The 20,880-nt window shown below is 67.1% G+C and carries 17 protein-coding genes; 12 read left to right on the top strand and 5 right to left on the bottom strand.

The genetic code is table 11. The features are described from left to right. Nucleotides 1-368 precede the first annotated feature (368 nt). From rimP to typA, 6 genes are all read left to right on the top strand, one after another. Nucleotides 369-866, top strand: coding sequence for a ribosome maturation factor RimP (gene rimP / locus J2P76_RS12445; RefSeq protein ID WP_207407862.1), 498 nt, complete (start codon nucleotides 369-371; stop codon nucleotides 864-866). After that, nucleotides 863-2,341, top strand: coding sequence for a transcription termination factor NusA (gene nusA / locus J2P76_RS12440; protein ID WP_207407860.1), 1,479 nt, complete (start codon nucleotides 863-865; stop codon nucleotides 2,339-2,341). The genes rimP and nusA overlap by 4 nt, the downstream gene beginning before the upstream one ends. A gap of 89 nt (nucleotides 2,342-2,430) precedes the next feature. After that, complete coding sequence (infB, locus tag J2P76_RS12435) at nucleotides 2,431-5,388, top strand: translation initiation factor IF-2 (protein ID WP_207407858.1); 2,958 nt, start codon at nucleotides 2,431-2,433, stop codon at nucleotides 5,386-5,388. Between the two features lie 25 nt (nucleotides 5,389-5,413). Continuing rightward, nucleotides 5,414-5,815 (top strand): 30S ribosome-binding factor RbfA, encoded by a 402-nt coding sequence (gene rbfA, locus J2P76_RS12430; RefSeq protein WP_207407856.1) that lies wholly within the window; start codon nucleotides 5,414-5,416, stop codon nucleotides 5,813-5,815. Nucleotides 5,816-5,856: 41 nt separating this feature from the next. Then, entirely contained in the window at nucleotides 5,857-6,609 is a 753-nt protein-coding gene (truB, locus tag J2P76_RS12425) for a tRNA pseudouridine(55) synthase TruB (protein ID WP_207407854.1), read from the top strand. After that, on the top strand, nucleotides 6,606-8,429 hold the full coding sequence (gene typA / locus J2P76_RS12420; protein ID WP_207407852.1) for a translational GTPase TypA: 1,824 nt from the start codon (nucleotides 6,606-6,608) through the stop codon (nucleotides 8,427-8,429). The genes truB and typA overlap by 4 nt, the downstream gene beginning before the upstream one ends. 64 nt (nucleotides 8,430-8,493) lie before the next feature. On the opposite strand, the gene J2P76_RS12415 is transcribed toward typA, so the two are convergent. Next, nucleotides 8,494-8,886, bottom strand: a complete 393-nt coding sequence (locus J2P76_RS12415; protein ID WP_207407844.1) for a tautomerase family protein — start codon at nucleotides 8,884-8,886, stop codon at nucleotides 8,494-8,496. Nucleotides 8,887-8,994: 108 nt separating this feature from the next. On the opposite strand from J2P76_RS12415, the gene J2P76_RS12410 reads away from it, so the two are divergent. Beyond that, on the top strand, nucleotides 8,995-9,924 hold the full coding sequence (locus tag J2P76_RS12410) for a LysR family transcriptional regulator (RefSeq protein WP_207407835.1): 930 nt from the start codon (nucleotides 8,995-8,997) through the stop codon (nucleotides 9,922-9,924). A gap of 9 nt (nucleotides 9,925-9,933) precedes the next feature. Further along, nucleotides 9,934-11,358: a M20 family metallopeptidase gene (locus tag J2P76_RS12405; protein ID WP_207407833.1), complete on the top strand. Its 1,425-nt coding sequence runs from the start codon at nucleotides 9,934-9,936 to the stop codon at nucleotides 11,356-11,358. Between the two features lie 70 nt (nucleotides 11,359-11,428). On the opposite strand, the gene J2P76_RS12400 is transcribed toward J2P76_RS12405, so the two are convergent. Beyond that, entirely contained in the window at nucleotides 11,429-12,055 is a 627-nt protein-coding gene (locus J2P76_RS12400) for a TIGR00730 family Rossman fold protein (protein WP_207407831.1), read from the bottom strand. 52 nt (nucleotides 12,056-12,107) lie between these two features. Here J2P76_RS12400 and polA point away from each other — a divergent pair, with 52 nt between their 5' ends. From polA to J2P76_RS12385, 3 genes are all read left to right on the top strand, one after another. Continuing rightward, a complete protein-coding gene (gene polA / locus J2P76_RS12395; RefSeq protein ID WP_207407829.1) occupies nucleotides 12,108-14,825 on the top strand; it encodes a DNA polymerase I in 2,718 nt (905 codons plus the stop codon). Between the two features lie 67 nt (nucleotides 14,826-14,892). Then, nucleotides 14,893-15,750 (top strand): ZIP family metal transporter, encoded by an 858-nt coding sequence (locus tag J2P76_RS12390; protein ID WP_207407827.1) that lies wholly within the window; start codon nucleotides 14,893-14,895, stop codon nucleotides 15,748-15,750. Nucleotides 15,751-15,786: 36 nt separating this feature from the next. Continuing rightward, a complete protein-coding gene (locus J2P76_RS12385; protein ID WP_207407825.1) occupies nucleotides 15,787-16,578 on the top strand; it encodes a dienelactone hydrolase family protein in 792 nt (263 codons plus the stop codon). Between the two features lie 3 nt (nucleotides 16,579-16,581). On the opposite strand, the gene J2P76_RS12380 is transcribed toward J2P76_RS12385, so the two are convergent. After that, complete coding sequence (locus tag J2P76_RS12380; RefSeq protein ID WP_207407823.1) at nucleotides 16,582-18,069, bottom strand: MFS transporter; 1,488 nt, start codon at nucleotides 18,067-18,069, stop codon at nucleotides 16,582-16,584. Nucleotides 18,070-18,194: 125 nt separating this feature from the next. On the opposite strand from J2P76_RS12380, the gene J2P76_RS12375 reads away from it, so the two are divergent. Beyond that, complete coding sequence (locus tag J2P76_RS12375) at nucleotides 18,195-18,725, top strand: TetR/AcrR family transcriptional regulator (RefSeq protein ID WP_207407821.1); 531 nt, start codon at nucleotides 18,195-18,197, stop codon at nucleotides 18,723-18,725. Between the two features lie 18 nt (nucleotides 18,726-18,743). On the opposite strand, the gene J2P76_RS12370 is transcribed toward J2P76_RS12375, so the two are convergent. Then, nucleotides 18,744-19,727 (bottom strand): tripartite tricarboxylate transporter substrate binding protein, encoded by a 984-nt coding sequence (locus tag J2P76_RS12370; protein ID WP_207407820.1) that lies wholly within the window; start codon nucleotides 19,725-19,727, stop codon nucleotides 18,744-18,746. 75 nt (nucleotides 19,728-19,802) lie between these two features. Beyond that, a complete protein-coding gene (locus J2P76_RS12365; RefSeq protein ID WP_207407818.1) occupies nucleotides 19,803-20,768 on the bottom strand; it encodes a Bug family tripartite tricarboxylate transporter substrate binding protein in 966 nt (321 codons plus the stop codon). Nucleotides 20,769-20,880 lie beyond the last annotated feature (112 nt).

Raw genomic sequence — 20,880 nt, 5'->3', positions numbered from 1 at the left:
AATTTTCCCGGTTATCTGGTAAAATTGCTGGTTTTCATGGCGCGGGTGTTCGGGTTTGGGTCGGCCAATGCGGTGCATTGGTAAACGCATGCCGGTAATTCTGTACGCGCCAGATGCTGCGGGGCGGGTGGTTGGCGATTTGCCGGCCGCCGGGTTGCCCGGCAGCAGTCCAGGCCCAGGAAGGCCGGATGGGCTGCCTGTATTGGTAATTGGTATAGGCAACCGGCCCGGCTTCCGGGCGGGAACACAAGGTCGCAATATTTGGGCTCGGGCCCGGTGTTGGGTTTCCAGGCGAGTCATTCCCTGAAGCCCCGCCCGGGAGCCGGGCAATACGGTGGGCTGGGTTGCAGCCCATTTTTTTTGAGTGTATGGCTGATTTATACGCATTGACCCAACAGGCGCTTGCCGGCATGGATGTCGAACTGGTCGACGTCGAACGTGCCGCGCTGGGCTTGCTGCGCGTCACCATCGACAAGGCCGGCGGCGTGCGCATCGAAGACTGCGAACAGGTGTCGCGGCAGCTGTCGCGCGTGTACGAAGTCGAGAACATCGACTACAAGCGGCTCGAAGTCGGTTCGCCGGGCGTCGACCGCCCGTTGCGCACCGAGGCCGAGCTGCGCCGTTTCGCGGGCGAGCGCATCGAGATCAAGCTGCGTCAGCCGCTGGATGGCCGCAAGGTGTTTTCGGGCATTCTGTCCGTGCCCGCCGCCGATGGCGAGGCTGCGGCCACCGATGCGCAACCGACCGTGTTCGGTCTCGAATTTGAGGCAAAGAAGGACGACATCCAGGTATTGAACTTCACGCTCGGCGATGTCGAGCGTGCCAAACTGGATCCCGTTCTGGATTTCAAGGGCAAAAAGCGATGAGTCGCGAAATTCTTCTGTTGGTCGATGCCTTGGCGCGCGAAAAGAATGTCACGCGCGAAGTGGTCTTCGGAGCGCTCGAAAGCGCGCTGGCTTCGGCCATGAAAAAGCGTTTCAAGGAAGACGCTGAAATCCGTGTCGCCATCGATCGCGAAACCGGCAGCCATGAAGGCTTCCGCCGGTGGCTGGTGGTGCCCGACGAGGCCGGCCTGCAAGAGCCCGACAAGCAGGAAATGCTGTCCGATGCGCTCGAGCTGGTGCCCAACATCCAGGTCGGCGAATACATCGAAGAGCCCCTCGAACCCATCGAGTTCGGCCGCATCGGCGCGCAGGCTGCCAAGCAGGCCATCCTGCAGAAAATCCGCGATGCCGAGCGCGAACAGGTCCTGAACGACTTCCTCGACCGTGGCGAGACCATCATCTCGGGCACGATCAAGCGCATGGACAAGGGCGACATCATTGTCGAAACCGGCAAGATCGAAGCGCGGCTGCCGCGCTCCGAAATGATCCCGAAAGAAAACTTCCGGGTCGGCGACCGCCTGCGCGCCTTCGTGCTGCGCGTCGACCACGCCGCGCGCGGCCAGCAGGTCATCCTGTCGCGCACCTCGCCCGAATTCATTCGCCAGCTGTTCGAAAACGAAGTCCCCGAAATCGAACAGGGCCTGCTCGAAATCAAGGCTGCCGCCCGCGACCCGGGCGTGCGCGCCAAGATCGCCGTCATCGCCTACGACAAGCGCATCGATCCCATCGGCACCTGCGTGGGCATGCGCGGCTCGCGCGTCACGGCCGTGCGCAACGAGCTGGGCGGCGAACAGGTCGACATCGTGCTGTGGTCCGAAGACCCGGCCCAGTTCGTCATCGGCGCGCTGGCGCCGGCCAACGTCGAATCGATCGTGGTCGACGAAGACAAGCACGCCATGGACGTGGTGGTCGACGAAGAAAACCTGCCCAAGGCCATTGGCGCCAAGGGCCAGAACGTGCGCCTGGCTTCCGAGCTTACCGGCTGGCAGATCAACATCATGACGCCCGAAGAAAGCCTCAGCCGCCAGGAAACCGAGCGCGCCGGCCTGCGCGCCGCGTTCATGAGCAAGCTCGACGTCGATGAAGAAGTCGCCGACATCCTCATCGACGAAGGGTTCACCGGCATCGAAGAAATCGCCTACGTGCCCATGCAGGAACTGCTGGAAATCGAGGCCTTCGACGAAGACACCATCAACGAGCTGCGCGCGCGTGCCCGCAATGCGCTCCTGACCGAGGCCATCGCCCAGGAAGAGCGCCTTGAAACGGCACAAGACCTGCTCGAACTCGAAGGCATGACGCCGGAACTGGCCGCCAAGCTGGCCGAACGGCAAGTGCTGACGCGCGATGATCTGGCCGAGCTGGCCACCGACGAGCTGGCCGAGATTTCCGGGCTCGACGAGCAACAGTCCAGCGAACTGATCATGCGCGCCCGGGCCCACTGGTTCAATGAAGAATAGCCAGGCGGGTGCCGAATCAGGTGAATTCACGGCAGGGGCCGCTTGTTCACCGTTGTTGTAATCGCTGCATATAGAGGGAAGATAGCCTAATGTCGAGTAATACTGTCGCCCAGTTCGCTACCGAGCTGAAAATGCCAGCCAACGTGCTGCTCGAGCAGCTGCGTTCGGCCGGTGTTGACCTCAACTCGGTGGACGACGCGGTTACCGACAGCGACAAGGCGAAGCTGCTCGACTCGCTGCGCCGCGCCCATGGCGCGACCGAGGGCAAGAAGATCACCTTGACGCGTCGCCAGACCTCCGAAATCCGCCAGGCCGATGCCACCGGCCGGTCGCGCACCATCCAGGTCGAAGTCCGCAAGAAGCGCGTGTTCGTCAAGCGCGACCCGTCCGAGATCGCCCTGGAACAGGCGCGCGCCGATGCGGCGGCGGCGGCCGAGCCCGAAGCCGCGCCGGCCGAAGCCGCGCCCGCCGTCGAGCCGCCCGTGTCCGTGCCGGCCGCCGAGGCGCACCAGGCGCCCGCCGCTGCGGCCGAAGCCGCCCCGGCCACCGAGGCGCCGTCCCAGCCGCCGGCCGTCGAGCCGGAACCCGCTCCCGTGACCCAGGCCGAGCCTGAGCCCCAACCCGAACCGGCGGCCAAGCCGGCAGAAGCGCCGGTCGAACCGGCCGAGCCTGCCGTTGCCGAAGCCGCCGCCGAGCGCGAGGCCGAACAGGCCCCGCCGGAACCTGCTGTGCACGCTGAAACCGAAACTGCTCCTCCGCCTGTTGCCGAGCCTGTCCAGGCGGCCCAACCCGAGCCCGCCGCTCCCAAGGCCGAGCCTGCGCCCGCGCCTGCCGCCGCCAAGCCGGCCCGCGCCGAAGGGCGCCGTGCCGCGCCGGCCCCGGCCGCGCCCGCCGCCGATTCCGCCGGCCGCGAAGAAGCGCGCCGCGCCGCCGAGGCCGAGGCCGCCGCGCTGCGCGAAATGCTCAACCGTCCGCGCAAAGTGCTGCGCGCGCCCGAACCCGAGGCAGGCGCTCTGTCGGGCACGCTGCACAAGCCGGCCGGCAAGGCCGCCGCGCCCGGCGCCAAGAAAGACGCCAAGCCCGGCGCTGGCGGCGGGTCCAAGAAAACCATCAAGACCGCCGAAGTCGCCTCCACCTGGAGCGACGACGCGTCGCGCAAGAAGCCGGCCGACACCAAGTCGGCGGCGCCCAGCCGTGACGGCTGGCGTGCCGGCGGCAAGGGCGGCAAGGGCGGGCGCAACAGCCGCAACCAGCAGGCCGAGCGCCGCCACGAGCCCGCGCCCCAGGAATTCATCGCGCGCGAAGTGCACGTGCCCGAAACCATCAGCGTGGCCGACCTGGCCCACAAGATGTCCGTCAAGGCCGCCGAAGTCATCAAGCAACTGATGAAACTGGGCCAGATGGTCACCATCAACCAGGTGCTGGACCAGGAAACGGCCATGATCGTGGTCGAAGAACTGGGCCACGTGGCCATCGCCGCCAAGCTCGACGATCCGGAAGCCTTCCTGGACGAAACCCCGGTGGCCAGCGAAGCCGAAGCGCTGCCGCGCGCGCCGGTGGTTACCGTCATGGGCCACGTCGACCACGGCAAGACCTCGCTGCTCGACTACATCCGCCGCGCCAAGGTCGCGTCGGGCGAAGCCGGCGGCATTACGCAGCATATCGGCGCCTACCACGTCGAGACCGCGCGTGGCGTGGTCACCTTCCTCGACACCCCGGGCCACGAGGCGTTTACCGCCATGCGTGCGCGCGGCGCCAAGGCCACCGACATCGTCATCCTGGTGGTGGCGGCCGACGACGGCGTCATGCCGCAAACCCGCGAAGCCATCCACCATGCCAAGGCAGGCGGCGTGCCGCTGGTCGTGGCGGTCAACAAGATCGACAAGCCCGAGGCCAACCCCGAGCGCGTCAAGCAAGAGCTGGTGGCCGAAGAAGTGGTGCCCGAAGAGTACGGCGGCGACGTGCCGTTCGTGCCGGTGTCCGCCAAGACCGGCGCCGGCATCGACGACCTGCTCGAAAACGTGCTGCTGCAGGCCGAGATTCTCGAACTGACGGCGCCCGTCGATGCGCCGGCCAAGGGGCTGGTCATCGAAGCCCGCCTCGACAAGGGCCGCGGCCCGGTTGCCACCATCCTGGTGCAAAGCGGCACGCTCAAGCGCGGCGACGTGGTCCTGGCCGGCGCCAGCTTCGGCCGCGTGCGCGCCATGGTCGACGAAAACGGCAAGCAGATCCAGGAAGCCGGCCCGTCCATTCCGGTTGAAATCCAGGGCCTGACCGAAGTCCCGGCCGCCGGCGACGAGCTCATCGCGCTGGCCGACGAGCGCAAGGCGCGCGAAATCGCGCTGTTCCGCCAAGGCAAGTTCCGCGACGTCAAACTGGCGCGCCAGCAGGCCGCCAAGCTCGAATCGATGTTCGACAACCTGGGCGAGGGCACGCAAACCCTGCCGCTCATCGTCAAGACCGACGTGCAAGGTTCGCAAGAGGCCCTGGTGGCTTCCCTTACCAAGCTGTCCACCGACGAAGTGCGGGTGCAGGTGGTGCATGCGGCCGTGGGCGGCATTTCCGAAAGCGACATCAACCTGGCCATCGCCTCGAACGCGGTTGTCATCGGCTTCAACGTGCGGGCCGAGCAAAGCGCCAAGAAGCTGGCCGAGTCCAACGGCATCGACGTGCGCTACTACAACATCATCTACGACGCCGTAGATGAAGTGAAAGCGGCCATGTCGGGCATGCTGGCGCCCGAGAAAAAAGAAGAGGTCATCGGCCTGGTCGAGGTCCGCGAGGTCTATTCCATCTCGCGTATCGGCAACGTGGCCGGCTGCATGGTGCTCGACGGCCTGGTGCGCCGCGATTCGCAGATCCGCCTGTTGCGCAACAACGTCGTACACTGGACCGGCCACCTCGATTCGCTGCGCCGCTTCAAAGACGACGTCAAGGAAGTCAAGTCGGGCTTCGATTGCGGCCTGACGCTGCGCGGCAGCAACGACATCCAGGTGGGCGACCAGCTGGAAGTCTTCGAAATCAAGGAGATCGCCCGCACCCTGTAATGGGGCGGCGTATCCCGGATTTTTCATGAGCCGTCACAAGTCCAAATCCATACCCGGCCGCAACCTGCGGCTGGCCGACCAGATCCAGAAGGATCTGGCCGGCCTCATTCAGCGCGAGCTCGACGTGTCCCGCGCCGGATTGATCACATTGTCCGGCGTCGAGCTGTCGGCCGACTACGCGCACGCCAAGGTGTATTTCACGGTGCTGGGCGCCGAGCCCGACGTCGCCGCCGCGCTGCTCAACGAAAAGGCAGGCTGGCTGCATTCCCAGTTGTACAAGCTGCTGCACATCCACACTGTGCCCACGCTGCGCTTCGTGCACGACGCACAGATCGCGCGCGGCATCGAAATGTCGGCTCTCATCGACCGCGCCAACCGATCCGGCCCGGCCGCGGACGAGCCCGACGAACCTGAAGACCAGCGCTGACCGGCTGTCGTCGCTGCTGCAACTTTTTCCCGGATTCGACGATGGCCAAACGACGCGGGCTTGCGCTCGACGGTGTCCTGTTGCTGGATAAGCCCGTGGGCTTGTCCAGCAACCATGCCTTGCAGCGCGCGCGGCGCAGCATGGACGCCGCCAAGGCTGGGCATACGGGTACACTGGACCCGTTCGCCACCGGCTTGCTGGTGTGCTGCATGGGCCGGGCCACCAAGATCTCGGGGGCCATGCTCGATGCCGACAAGGCCTATCGCGCCACCCTGCAGTTCGGCGAGGAAACCGACTCGGGCGACCTGACCGGCCATGTGGTGGCGCGCGCCGCCCAGGACTACAGTATCACCGAGCCCGAACTGCTTGCCGCCCTGTCACGTTTCCAGGGCACCATCGAGCAGGTGCCGCCGATGTACTCGGCGCTCAAGCGCGACGGCAAGCCCTTGTACGAGTATGCGCGCCAGGGCATCGAGCTCGAGCGCCCGCCGCGCCAGGTCACGATCCACCGCATCGACCTGTTGTCGCTGTCGGGCACGCGTGCCGAGATCGACGTGGCCTGCAGCAAGGGCACTTACATACGCACCCTGGCCCAGGACATCGGGCGGGCGCTGGGCTGCTATGCCCACCTGGCGGCGCTGCGGCGCACGCACGTCGGGCCGTTTTCGCTGGACCGCGCCGTCACGCTGGAGGCCTTGCAGGCCATGACAGACCCCAAGCAGGCGCTGCTTGCTTTGAATGAATTGCCGGCGGGCTTGCTGCCCGCCAAACAGACCTTAAAGGACCCGCTATGACTCGCGCCCTGCGCAATGTCGCCATCATCGCCCACGTCGACCACGGCAAGACCACCCTGGTCGACCAGCTGCTGCGCCAATCCGGCACTTTCCGCGAGAACCAGGCGGTCTCGGAACGGGTCATGGACTCGAACGACCTGGAAAAAGAGCGCGGCATCACCATTCTGGCCAAGAACTGCGCTGTCGAGTACCAGGGCACCCACATCAACATCGTCGACACCCCGGGACACGCCGATTTCGGCGGTGAAGTCGAGCGGGTGCTGTCCATGGTGGACGGCGTGCTGCTGCTGGTCGATGCGGTCGAAGGCCCGATGCCGCAGACCATTTTCGTTACCCGCAAGGCGCTGGCGCTGGGCCTGAAGCCCATCGTGGTGGTCAACAAAATCGACCGTCCGGGCGCGCGCCCCGATTACGTCATCAATGCCACGTTCGACCTGTTCGACAAGCTGGGCGCCACCGAAGAGCAGCTGGATTTCCCGGTGGTGTACGCCTCGGGCCTGTCGGGCTACGCGGGCCTGACGCCCGACGTGCGCGAGGGCGACATGCGGCCCCTGTTCGAGGCCATCCTGCAGCACGTGCCGCAGCGCGACGATGATCCCAACGGCCCGCTGCAGATGCAGATCATCTCGCTGGACTACAACAGCTATGTGGGCAAGATCGGCGTGGGCCGCATCAACCGGGGCCGCATCCGCCCCGGCATGGAAGTGGCCTACCAGTTCGGTCCCGACGGCGCGGCCGGCAAAGGGCGCGTCAACCAGGTGCTGACATTCAAGGGCCTCGAGCGTGAAGTCGTGCCGGAAGCCGAGGCCGGCGACATCGTGCTGATCAACGGCATCGAAGAAATCGGCATCGGCTGCACCGTGATGGATCCGGCCAAGCCCGAGGCCTTTCCCATGCTGCGCATCGACGAGCCCACCCTGACCATGAACTTCATGGTGAATACGTCGCCGCTGGCCGGCCGCGAAGGCAAGTTCGTCACCAGCCGCCAGCTGCGCGACCGGCTCGACCGTGAACTCAAGTCCAACGTGGCGCTGCGCGTGCGCGACACTGGCGACGACACCGTGTTCGAAGTGTCGGGCCGCGGCGAACTGCACCTGACGATCCTGCTGGAAACCATGCGCCGCGAAGGCTACGAGCTGGCCGTGTCGCGCCCGCGCGTGGTGTTCAAGGACATCGACGGCGTCAAGTGCGAGCCTTTCGAGGCCCTGACCATCGACGTCGAAGACGCCCACCAGGGCGGCGTCATGGAAGAACTGGGCCGCCGCAAGGGCGACCTGCAAGACATGCAGCCCGACGGCCGGGGCCGCACCCGCCTGGAATACCTGATTCCGGCGCGCGGCCTGATCGGCTTCCAGAACGAGTTCCTGACGCTGACGCGCGGCACCGGGCTGATGAGCCACATCTTCCATGAGTACGCGCCCATGCGCGAAGGCTCGATCGGCGAGCGCCGCAACGGCGTGCTGATCAGCCAGGACAACGGCGATGCCGTGGCCTACGCACTGTGGAAGCTGCAGGATCGCGGCCGCATGTTCGTCAGCCCCGGCGAAGCGCTGTACGAAGGCATGATCATCGGCATCCACAGCCGCGACAACGATCTGGTGGTCAACCCCATCAAGGGCAAGCAGCTGACCAACGTTCGCGCCTCGGGCACCGACGAAGCGGTGCGCCTGGTGCCGCCGATCCAGCTGTCGCTGGAATACGCGGTGGAATTCATCGACGACGACGAACTGGTCGAGATCACGCCCAAGTCGATCCGCCTGCGCAAGCGCCACCTGCAGGAACACGAGCGCCGCCGCGCGGCGCGCGATTCGGCCGCCTGAGCGCCACGCACCGCAATGCCGGCAAAAAGCAAAGCCCCGTCCAGGGGCTTTTCTTTTTCCGGCCTCAGCCGTGCTGGTGGCGGTATTCCTGTGTGACGCCGCCATAGCCGTAAGCGGCCGCCCGCGCGTCAATCACGTGCACGTAAGAGCATGGATGCAGATCGCCCAGAATGCTCTCGAAGGCGCGGTGGATTTCCTGGATGAAGCGTGCCTTCTCGGCCTTGGTATTGGTTTCGTCGGTAACGCTGATGTCCAGGTGGAAAGCGTTGCGGCCCAGCCCGGACAGCGCTTGCCCGCCGATGAACCACTGGTCGTGAGGGATGTACTGCAGCGTGATGGCGATGACCGGCAGCTTCTTGCCCAGCACCGACTGGGTCAGGCTGGCCACCGACTCGACAACCCGGCGGCTGGTGACGGCATCGGGCGCGCCGGATAGGTGGACGACAATGTGCGGCATGGCGGACTCCTGGGAAGTGAGAGGATGTGAGGCCAGTCTAGGGCTGCCATTGACATCGGAAAAGCGGGAATTTACGATCCAATCAATCGGAAAAACCGTTGGATGGCAATGGCAGGATTCGATCTCGACCAACTGCGCACGCTGGTTGCCGTGCTCGATGCCGGCAGTTTCACCGCGGCGGCCCCCCGGGTGTTCCTGTCGCAGTCGTCAGTCAGCGAGCAGATGCGCAAGCTCGAAGAGCGGGCAGGGCAGCCACTGCTGCGGCGCGGCAAGCATGGCGTGACCGCAACCCCGGCCGGCGAGCGGCTGCGCGCCCATGCCGGCGCCATCCTGGCATTGGCCGACGAGGCCTACCGCGACCTGCGGGGCGTGGCCCTGCAAGGCGAACTCAGGCTGTGCATTACCGACTACTTCCGGCCCGGCGACGTGGCCCACATGCTGCGCCGCCTGGGCGAACAATATCCGCAAGTGCGCCTGCACGTCACCATCATGAAAAGCGGCGCCATCGAGCAGGCTTACCAGCGCGGCGAGGCCGATGTCGGCATTTCGATGGTGGTGAAAGAACGCGGCGCGCCGCGGGGCCGGCAGCCGGACACGCTGCTGCGCCGCGAGCGGCTGGCCTGGATGGCCGGCGAAGGCTATCGTATTCCCGCCGGCCCATTGCCGCTGCTGTCCCTGCCCGAAACCTGCGCGCTGCGGCAGTTCACCGAGCGCCAGCTGTCGCGCGCGGGCATCGCCTATTCGGCCGCGCACATTGCTTCGGGCGTGGCTGGCCTGCAACTGGCCCTGGCCGCGGGGCTGGGTGTGGCCTGCCTGAACGAGTCGGCGCTTGCGCCCGGCATCGTGCGCCTGGCCGATGCGCATCTGCCGACCCTGCCGGAAGTCGAGTTCCGCCTGCTGCCGCCCCGGCCGGGCGAAGGCGAATTCATCGGGCGGGCGCGCGCGGCTATCGGCCAGGCGCTGGGCCAGGCCCGCCATGCGGCGGTTCTGTCGCATGAACCCGTCCCGGGCCGGCTTCGGCTGGCGCACAACCGCTAAGGAACCCCCATGGCATCCATCGACTCTCTTCTTCCCTATATTGATGCGCGCAGCGAACGCTATACCGGGCTGAGCGACAGCATCTGGAACCTGGCGGAACTGCGTTACGACGAGCACAAGTCCGCCGAGCTGCATATCGCCATGCTGCAGGAAGCGGGTTTTCGCATTACCCGCGACGCGGCCGGCATTCCGACCGCCTTCGTGGCCGAGGCCGGCGCGGGCGGGCCGGTCATCGGCATCCTGGGCGAATACGACGCGCTGTCCGGGCTCAGCCAGGAAAGCGGCGCGTACGCATGCCAGCCGTCGTCCGAAACCGCCAATGGCAACGGCCATGGCTGCGGCCATCACCTGCTGGGCACCGCCGCGCATCTGGCCGCAGTGGCGGTCAAGGACTTCCTGCAGTCGCAGGGCCTGCCGGGTACGGTGCGCTTTTACGGCTGTCCGGCCGAAGAGGGCGGGTCGGGCAAGACCTTCATGGCGCGCGCGGGCCTGTTCGACGAGCTCGACGCTGCGCTGACCTGGCACCCGGCTTCGCACACCGGCATTTTCTACCAGTCTTCGCTGGCCAATATCCAGGCCTATTTCCGCTTCCGCGGCGTGGCCGCGCATGCGGCCAACTCGCCTCACCTGGGGCGCAGCGCGCTGGACGCGGTAGAGCTGATGAACGTGGGCGTGAATTATCTGCGCGAGCACATGGTGCCGGATGCGCGGGTGCACTACGCGGTCACCAACAGCGGCGGCATTTCGCCCAATGTGGTGCAGGCGCGCGCCGAAGTCCTGTATCTGGTGCGCGCGCCGGTCAATGCGCAGGCGGCCGAACTGTACGAGCGCGTGCAGAATGTGGCGCGCGGCGCCGCGTTGATGACCGGCTGCGAACTGGACATCGTGTTCGACAAAGCCTGCTCGAACTACATGCCGAACCGCGTGCTCAGCCAGGTCATGTACGAGCGCATGCAGGCGCTGCAGGGCCCCGGCTATACCGAAGGCGAGCACCATGCGGCGCGCCGCATGTGGGATGCGATTTCCGAGCAGGATATCGACAATGCCGGCAAGAGCCTCGGTTCCGTGCTGCGCAACCCGACGCCGCTATTTGCCGGCGTGGCGCCGTACGATCCCGCCAAGACCGAAATCACCTATGGCTCGACCGATGTCGGCGATGTCAGCTGGGTGACGCCCACCGCGCAGTGCTGGGGGGCCTGCTACGCCTACGGCACGCCTTTCCATTCGTGGCAGATGGTGGCGCAGGGCAAGCTGACGCTGGCGCACAAGGGCATGATCCACGCGGCGAAGGTCATCGCCGCCACGGCGGCCGAACTGTTCCGGCAGCCCGTGCTGCTGGCGCGGGCCAAAGAAGAACTGCTGCAGGCGCGCCGGGGCCAGCCGTATGTCTGTCCGATCCCGGCCGAGGTGCAGCCTGCTTTCATGCGGGGCTAACCCGCGCGGGCAGGGCAATGCGCCCCGCCCGCGTCGCGGGCCGGGTTGGCGGCTTGCGGCGGCTGTCCGGTCAGCCCGGCAGCGACGGCGCGTACTGGGCGCCGCTGCGCCGCTCGGCATGGAATTCCACCACCCGCCGCACCACTTTTCGCGGGTCGTCTTCCACCGTGAACAGGTCCAGATCGTGCGCGGCGATCATGCCGTTGGGCAGCATCTGGTCGGCCAGCCAGTCGACCAGGCCATGCCAGTATTCGCTGCCCACCAGAATCACCGGCGCCGGCGGCACCTTGCCGGTCTGGATCAGCGTCAGCGCCTCGAACAATTCGTCCATCGTGCCGAAGCCGCCGGGCAGCGACACGTAGGCGAAGCTGTGCATGAAGAAAGTGGCCTTGCGCGAGTAGAAATACTCAAACGACAGGCTGATAGTCTGGTATTCGTTGTTGTGCGCTTCGTGCGGCAGGCTGATGTTCAGCCCGACGCTGGTGCCGCCGGCTTCGAAGGCGCCTTTGTTGGCGGCTTCCATGATGCCCGGCCCGCCGCCGGCGATGACGGCAAAGCCGGCTTCGGCCAGGGCGGCCGAAATGGCCTCGCACGTTTCATAATGGGGCGAATCGCGGCTGATGCGGGCGCTGCCGAACACGCTGACGGCGGGGCCGATATCGGCCAGTTTTTCTGCCGCCGCCCGTATCTCTGACATAATCACCGGTATTTGCTTGCCGGCGGGCGTTTCTAGTTCTGCCTTTGTAACCATGAATAAAACCTTATTGCTGGTAGACGGTTCGAGCTACTTGTACCGCGCCTTCCACGCTATGCCCGATTTGCGCAATGCGCAAGGTGATCCTACGGGCGCGCTGTACGGCGTCGTCAATATGCTGCGCAAGCTGGTCTCGGACCATAAAGCAGATTACGCGGCATGCATTTTCGACGCCCGCGGCAAGACCTTCCGCGACGACCTCTATCCCGACTATAAATCTCATCGGCCTCCCATGCCCGAAGACCTGGCGGCCCAGATCGAGCCCATTCACCAGGCGGTGCGGGCGCTGGGCTGGCCGGTGCTGGCCATCGAGGGGGTCGAGGCCGACGACATCATCGGCACCCTGGCATGCCGGGCGTCAAGCCAGGGCATACGCACCGTGGTGTCCACGGGCGACAAAGACCTCGCCCAGCTGGTCGACGCGCATGTCACGCTGGTCAACACCATGAGCGGCGAAGTGCTCGACGAAACCGGCGTGCGCAACAAATTCGGCGTGCCGCCCGAGCGCATCGTCGATTACCTGATGCTGGTGGGCGACGCCGTCGACAACGTGCCTGGGGTTGCCAAGGTGGGGCCCAAAACAGCGGTGAAGTGGCTGGCCGAATTCGGCTCGATCGGCGCGCTGGTCGAGCAGGCCGACACCATCAAGGGCGTGGCCGGCAACAACCTGCGCGAAGCCATCGGCCAGTTTCCCCTGACGCGCCAGCTGCTGACCGTGAAATGCGATTGCGACCTGGCCGGCCACGTCGACCACATCGACGACCTGGCGCCGCGCCAGCCCGATACCGACACGCTGCAGGCTCTGTACGAGCGCTACGGGTTCCGCACCTGGCTGCGCGAACTCACGGGCGATGCCCAGCGCGTGCCCCAGGGCGATGCCCGGGTCATTGCCGAGGCCCCGGCCGCCCCGGCCGAGCTGCGCTACCAGATCATCTCCACCTGGCCGGCCTTCGACGAATGGATGGCCCAGGCGGCCGAGGCGCCGCTGGTGGCGCTGGATACCGAAACCACCTCGCTCGATGAAATGCAGGCCAGCCTGGTCGGCATGTCGATGGCGCTGGCGCCGGGCGTGGCCTGCTATATCCCGCTGGCCCACCGCGGTCCCGACAGCGCCGAGCAACTGCCCAAGCAAGAAGTGCTCGAGCGCATGCGCGGCTGGCTGCAAGACCCGACGCGCGCCAAGCTGCTGCACCACGCCAAGTACGACACCCATGTGTTCGCCAACGAGGGCGTCGCGCTGGCCGGCATACAAGACGACACCATGCTGCAGGCTTATGTGCTGGAATCGCACCGCGGGGTGGGCCTGAACGACCTGGCGCAGCGCTACCTGGGGCGCGGCGGCATCACCTATGAAGAACTGTGCGGCAAGGGAGCCAAGCAGATCGGCTTCGACGAAGTGGCGGTCGAGCAGGCCGGCCACTACGCCTGCGAAGACGCCGACTTCACCTTGCAGCTGCATCACGCGCTGCGTCCGCGGGTGGCCGCCGATGCAGGGCTCGAGCGCATTTACCAGCTCGAAATCCAGGTGTCGCGCGTCCTGACCGTGATCGAGCGCAACGGCGTCAAGGTCGACGCCGCCGAGCTGGGCCGCCAAAGCCACCGGCTGGGCCAGGAAATGCTGCAGCTCGAACAGCGCGCCTATGAACTGGCGGGCCAGCCCTTCAACCTGAATTCCCCCAAGCAGCTGGGCGAAATCCTGTTCGGCCGCATGCAGTTGCCGGTGGTGCGCAAGACTGCCGGCGGCGCGCCGTCCACCGACGAAGAAGTACTGACCCGGCTGGCGCAAGATTACCCGCTGCCCCAGGTGCTGCTGGAATACCGCGGCCTGTCCAAGCTGAAGTCCACGTATACCGACAAGCTGCCGCGCATGATCAACGCGCGCACCGGCCGGGTGCACACGCATTACTCGCAGGCGGCGGTCATTACCGGGCGGCTGGCGTCGTCCGATCCCAACCTGCAGAACATTCCGGTGCGCACCGAGGCGGGGCGCCGCGTGCGCGAGGCCTTCATCGCCGAGCGCGGCGTGCTGGTGTCGGCCGACTATTCGCAGATCGAGCTGCGCATCATGGCGCATGTGTCCGACGACGCCAATCTGCAGCAGGCGTTCGCCGCCGGCGAAGACATCCACCGCGCCACGGCTTCCGAGATCTTCGGCGTGGCGCTGGACCAGGTCGGCGCCGAGCAGCGCCGCGCCGCCAAGGCCATCAATTTCGGCCTGATCTACGGCATGGGGGTGTTCGGCCTGGCCTCGAACCTGGGCATCACACGCGATGCCGCCCAGGCCTACATCGACCGCTATTTCGCCCGCTATCCGGGCGTGGCGCAGTACATGGAGCACACCCGCCAGCTGGCGCGCCAGCAGGGTTATGTGGAAACCGTATTCGGCCGCCGCCTGCAGATGCCGGATATCCGCGCCGCCTCGGGGCCGCGCCGGCAGGGCGCCGAGCGCGCCGCCATCAATGCGCCCATGCAGGGCACGGCGGCCGACCTCATCAAGATGGCCATGGTGGCCGTTCAAGACTGGCTCGACGCCGAACGCCTGGCTACCCGCATGATCATGCAGGTGCACGATGAACTGGTGCTCGAAGTGCCCGACAACGAACTGGACACCGTGCGCGCCCGCTTGCCCGAACTGATGTGCGGCGTGGCCGAGCTGCGGGTGCCGCTGGTGGCCGAGGTGGGCGTGGGCCCCAATTGGGAACAGGCCCACTGAGCCTCGGGGGCAGGGCGGCGTTGTAACGATATAATATTGCTTCTCGCCCCTTCCCGCCGCACCTTCCATGTTGCTTCTCTCGATCTTGCTGGCCACGGTGGCCGGCGGCCTCATCGCCGTGTCCATCGCCAGCTGGCTGGCGTTTCGCGTTTTCAGCAAATACCTGCACCACATGGTCAGCCTGTCGGTGGGGGTATTGCTGTCGGTGGCGCTGCTGCACTTGCTGCCCGAAGCCTTCGAGAACGCCACGGCCGACGCGCACACGCTGTTCGCGTTGATGCTGGCCGGCCTGCTGGGATTCTTCGTGCTGGAAAAAATCGCGCTGCTGCGGCACAGCCATCACCACGAGGGCGACGGCCACCACCATCACAAGGGCCACGACCGGCATGAGGCCGGCCGCGGCGGCGTGCTTATCCTGGTGGGCAGTTCGCTGCACAACCTGTGCGACGGCGTGCTGGTGGCGGCGGCTTTCCTGGCCGATCCGGTGCTGGGCCTGCTGACCGCGGCGTCCATCATCGTGCATGAAGTGCCCCACAAGCTGGGCGACTTCGTCGTGCTGATCAACGCCGGTCTGGCGCGCCGCCGGGCGTTCATGCTGATCCTGTTCACCAGCCTGTGCACGGCGCTGGGCGGGCTGGCCGGCTACTTCGTGCTGCAGCAGGCGCAGCAGTGGGTGCCCTACGTGCTGGTCATCGCCGCCAGCAGCTTCCTGTACATCTCGGTGGCCGACCTGATCCCGCAAATGCACGAGCGCGGCTCGCTGGCCGAAGCCGTGCCGCAGTTGCTGCTGGTGGGCGCAGGGGTTATCGTCATCTATGGCGTCACATCATTCCTGCACCATGGCCCCGCGCACGAGCATGGCCACGATGCCGCCTTCAGCCACGCGGCGCATGAAACAGCGGCGCCGCCCGTTCACTCGCACTAGGGCCCGCGCGCGGGCCCGCAGTACAGGAGCCCCGTCATGAGTTTTGCCCCCGCGGCAGGCCAGCCCACTGCCACCGCCATTCATACCGACACCGAAGGCCTGGTCCACGGCGACTTCGACCTGCCCGTGCACGATGGCACCATCGCCGCGTATTACGCGGCCCCGCAAGGCAAGTCGGGGCTGCCGGTCGTGCTGGTGGTGCAGGAAATCTTCGGCGTGCACGAGCACATCAAAGACGTCTGCCGCCGGCTGGCCAAGGCCGGCTACCTGGCCATCGCGGCCGAACTGTACCAGCGCCAGGGCGACGCGTCCGCCTACACCGACGTGCCCAAGCTGGTCCAGGAAATCGTCGCCAAGGTGCCCGACGAACAGGTCTACGCCGACCTCGACGCCTGCCTGGCCTGGGCCGGGCAGCATGGGGGCGACACCGCCCGGGCCGGCATCACCGGCTTTTGCTGGGGCGGCCGCCTGACCTGGATGTACGCGGCCCATAATCCCTCCATCAAGGCCGGCGTGGCCTGGTATGGCAAACTCAGCGCCGGCCACGGGCCGCTGATCAAGAAAGTGGTGCTGGACGTCGCGGCCGATATCCACGCGCCGGTACTGGGGCTGTATGGCGCGAAAGACGCCAGCATCCCATTGGCGGACGTCGAGGCCCTGAAAGCCAAGCTGGCCCAGGGCAACGCAGCGGCGCGCGCCTCCGAAATGGTGGTGTACCCGGATGCCGGCCACGGCTTCCTGGCGGACTACCGCCCCATGTACTGCGAGGCCGAGGCGCGCGACGGCTGGCAGCGCATGCTGGCGTGGTTCCAGCGCTACCTGGGCTGATCCTCAGGGCGCGGCAGCGGCCGGCCCATGCCGCCGCAGCGCCCAGGACGTGGCCAGCAGCAGGGCCGCCGTGGCTGACAGTACCGCCACGAATGCGTGGTCGAAGGCGCCGCGCGCCAGGGCGGCCAGTTGGGCGGCCGCGGCAGGGCTGGCCGTCGCGGCGGCCGCCAGCGCCTGGTCCAGGCTGTCGCGCACAGCGGCCGGCACGGCCAGGCCGTCGGGCAGCGCCAGCGTGGCGCCATAGGCCGCGGTGGCCAGGCTGCCCATTAGCGCCACGCCCAGCACCGCGCCCACTTCATACGACATTTCTTCCACCGAGGCCGCCATGCCGGCACGGTCGGCCGGCGCGCCGGCCAGAACGGCGCTCGAGGCCGCGGTCATGGCCGCGCCCAGCCCGAAGCCCAACAGCGCCAGGCTGGCCAGTTGCCAGGCGGGCGCGGCCTGGTACAGCCCTGCCAAGGCCAGGGCGCCCAGCCCGGCGGCCAGCGTGGCGACCCACATGCTGCGGTTCTCGCCCAGGCGGGGCAGCAGCAGGCCGGCCACGGGGCCTGCTACAAAGGCGGCCAGCGGCGCCGGCAGGATGAACAGGCCCGCCTGCAGCGGCGACAGGCCGCGCACCAGCTGCAGCCATTGGCTGAATATCAGCTCGACTCCCGCGAACGCCACCGAGGCCACCAATGCCACCGTGATCGCCCCGCTGAACCTGCGATCGCGGAACAGGCGGAAATCGATTAACGGCTCGGCCATGCGCAACTGCCGCCGCACGAACGCCGCCAGCACTGCCGCGCCCGCCAGCCCGCTGGCCAGCGCCAGGCCATGGGACGGGTCGCGCTGGCTGATTTCCTTCACGGCGACCACCACGCCCACCAGTCCGGCCAGGATCTGCAGCGAGCCGAACAGGTCCCAGCGGCGCGTGGCCGAGCCGCGATGGTCGTTCACCAGCCACAGCGCCAGCGGCAGTACCACCAGCACAATGGGCACGTTGATCAGGAACACCGAGCCCCACCAGAAATGCTCCAGCAGGGCGCCGCCCACCACCGGGCCGAAGGCTGCGCCTCCGGAGGCGACGGCCGCCCAGATGCCGATGGCCAGCGCGCGCTCGCGCGCATCGTCGAATGCATGGCGAATGATGGCCAGCGTGGCCGGCATCATCATGGCCGCGCCCACGGCCAGCAGCACGCGCGCGGCGATCAGCCAGGCGGGGCTCATCGCCCAGGCCGCGGCCAGCGAGGCCGCGCCGAATACGGCCAGGCCGCCGGTGAACAGCCGCTTGGGGCCGTAGCGGTCCGACAGCGTGCCCATGCCCGGCAGCAGGCCGGCCACCGCCAGCGGATAGGCGTTGACGATCCACAGTTTCTCGGACGCGGAGGCGCCCAGGGCCTGGGTAAGCTGCGGCAGCGCCGTGTAGAGTACCGACATATCGATGACGATCAGGAATAGATCGACCGACACAATGGCCAGAACCAGCCAGCGATGGGACCGGGAAAACATGGGATTTCCGCCGGCACTGAGGCGATGCCGGCGAAAAGGGCCGGCATCCAGCCTGGCGCCGGATGCGTCTGGCCATTATAATTTAAATCCATACGTATGTATTGAAAAAAAAGGGCAAAATAATCATGGGCCGCCGCCGCACCGTAGACCGCGAACAGTTGCTGGACGCCGCCGAAACCATCATCGAGGCCTCCGGCGCGGCCGGGTTGACGATCGATGCCGTGGCCAGGGCGGTGGGCATCACCAAGGGGGGCGTGCAGTATTGCTTCGGCAACAAAGACGCCCTGATCGACGCGCTGTTCGAACGCTGGGGCGCCGCCTATGACCGGATCTTCGCCGAGGTTGCGGCGGGCAGCGCCGACCCGCTGGACGCGGTGCGTGCGCATGTAGCGGCCACGCGGCGCACCGACGAGGTCAGCGCCAAGTCGGCCAGCCTGCTGGCGGCCCTGGCCCAGACCCCGGAACACCTGGCCAGCACGCGGCTGTGGTACCGGCAGCGCATTGCCGGGCTGGACCTGTCCACCCCGGCAGGGCGCCGCGCCCGCCTGGCGTTCCTGGCTACCGAAGGGGCCTTCATGCTGCGATTTTTCGGCTTCATGGATATCGACGAAGCCGAATGGCAGGCCATTTTCGACGACCTGCAGACGCTGCTATAGCGCACCGCCTGCTTGCGGCTATTGCTGTATGGTGGCGCCCGAATCCCGCACTGCCCGGCTCCAGCGCGCGAGTTCGCTGTCGATAAGCTGTCCGAAAGCCTGCGGCGTGCTGCCTATCGGCGTATAGCCATAGCCCGTCAGCTGCTGCCGCAGCGCGGGCTCGCGCAGCGATTCGGCAATGGCGCCGCTGAGCTTGTCCACCACGGCGGGCGGCGTGCCCGCCGGCGCCAGGATGCCATACCAGCCGTTCACCACGAAGCCCGGCACGCCCGACTCCTGGATGGTCGGCACGTCGGGCAGCAAGGGCGAGCGGGTTTCGCTGGTGACGGCCAGGGCTTTCAGCTTGCCGGCCTTCACCTGCGGCAGCGACGTGGAAATGCTGTCGAACATCAGCGACACTTCGCCCGCCAGCAAGGCCACCACCGCCGGGCCGCTGCCCTTGTACGGCACGTGCAGCATGTCGATGCCGGTGGCTTTCTTGAACATCTCGGCCGACAGGTGGCTGGTATTGCCGGGGCCGGCCGAGGCGAAAGTCAGCTTGCCCGGGTTCTTGCGCGCGTAGTCGATCAGCTCGGGAATGCTGTCGGCCGGAGTGGACAGGGGGGCGGCCACCAGCATCGGCAGGGTGGCCGCCAGCGACACCGGCGCGAAATCCTTGCGGGTGTCGTAGGGCAGTGACATGTACAGGCTGGGGTTGATGGCGTGCGCGGCCAGCACCATCAGCACGGTGTAGCCGTCGGGCCTGGAGCGCGCCAACTGCGCGGTGGCGATCGAACCGCCCGCGCCCGGCTTGTATTCCAGCACCACCGGCTGGCCCAGCCGCTGCTGCAGGGCGGCCGACAGCGGCCTGCCCAGCATGTCGGCGCTGCCGCCGGGCGGATACGGAATCAGCAGGGTAATGGGCCGGCTGGGATAGTCCGGCGCGGCCGCCGCGGCGGCGCCGGCCAGCAGTCCGGCGCACCCCGAGAGCACCGCAATCCAGCGGAACAAGCTTTTCTGCATGACGCTATCTCCTGGTGACGAAGCCGCGCGGCGCCTGGCGCGCCGCCTTGCGGCACTGCCCGCGAACGGACGGGCTTACTTCGGCGCCAGCCCGGCGGCCTGCACCGTGTCGTGCCAGCGGCTGCGTTCCTGGTCGATATAGGCGCCGAACTCGGCGGGCGAATTGCCGCCGGCCTGGCCACCCATGGCGTGGAAGCGCTGTTGCACCTCGGGCATGGCCAGCACTTCGCGGGCGGCCGCGGACAGGCGGTCGATGACCGGGGCAGGCGTGCCGGCCGGCGCCAGCAGCCCGAACCATGCCGTCACGACCATGTCCTTGATGCCGGCTTCGGCCATGGTGGGCACGTCGGGCAATTCGGGCACGCGCTTGGCGCTGGTGACCGCCAGGGCGCGGAATTTGCCGGACTGGATGTGCGGCAGCGAGCTGGGCAGGTTGTCGATCATGAAGGTGAACTGGTCCGCCAGCAGGGCGGCCACGGCGGGGCCTGCGCCTTTGTACGGAACGTGCGTGGCCTGCACGCCGGCGCGCTGCTTGAAGAGCTCGCCGGACAAGTGCGGCGACTGGCCCGTGCCCGACGAACCGAAGGAGTATTTGCCGGGATCCTTGCGCAGCATCCCGATCAGTTCGCCGGCGCTGCGGGCCGGCGATTGCGCGTTCACGACCAGCACATTGGGCACCGAGATCACCAGTGTGATGGGCGCGAAATCCGCCGGCTTGTAGGGCAGGTCGCGGTACATGCTGTAGTTGATGGCGTTGGGGCCGATATTGCCCATGATCAGCGTGTAGCCGTCGGGCTGGGCCCGCACCAGCTGCTGCGTGCCGATGATGCCGGCCGCGCCGGCCCGGTTCTCGACCACCACCGACTGGCCCAGCTTGGCGCCCAGTTTGTCGGCAATGATGCGGGTGGCCATGTCGGTGGTGCCGCCGGGCGCTGCCGGCACGATGATGATGACGGGACGCTCCGGCCAGGCGGCCAGGGCGGGCGCCGAGGCGCACAGAAGCATGGCGGCCGCGAACGCGGCGCAGCGGATCGATGGCATGGTTGTCTCCTGCCGGTGGGAAGATGGCCGCGTCCGCGGACAGACGCCGCGTCGGCTTCGTTATGAGCCATAGTGTGCTGGCCCGCCGACGCGATCGCCTATTTTTTATTGC

The sequence above is a fragment of the Bordetella petrii genome (assembly GCF_017356245.1).
Classification (GTDB): Bacteria; Pseudomonadota; Gammaproteobacteria; order Burkholderiales; family Burkholderiaceae_B; genus Bordetella_A; species Bordetella_A petrii_D.
The sequence above is the reverse complement of the archived record's forward strand: the minus strand, read 5'-3'. Positions and strand labels throughout refer to the sequence as shown.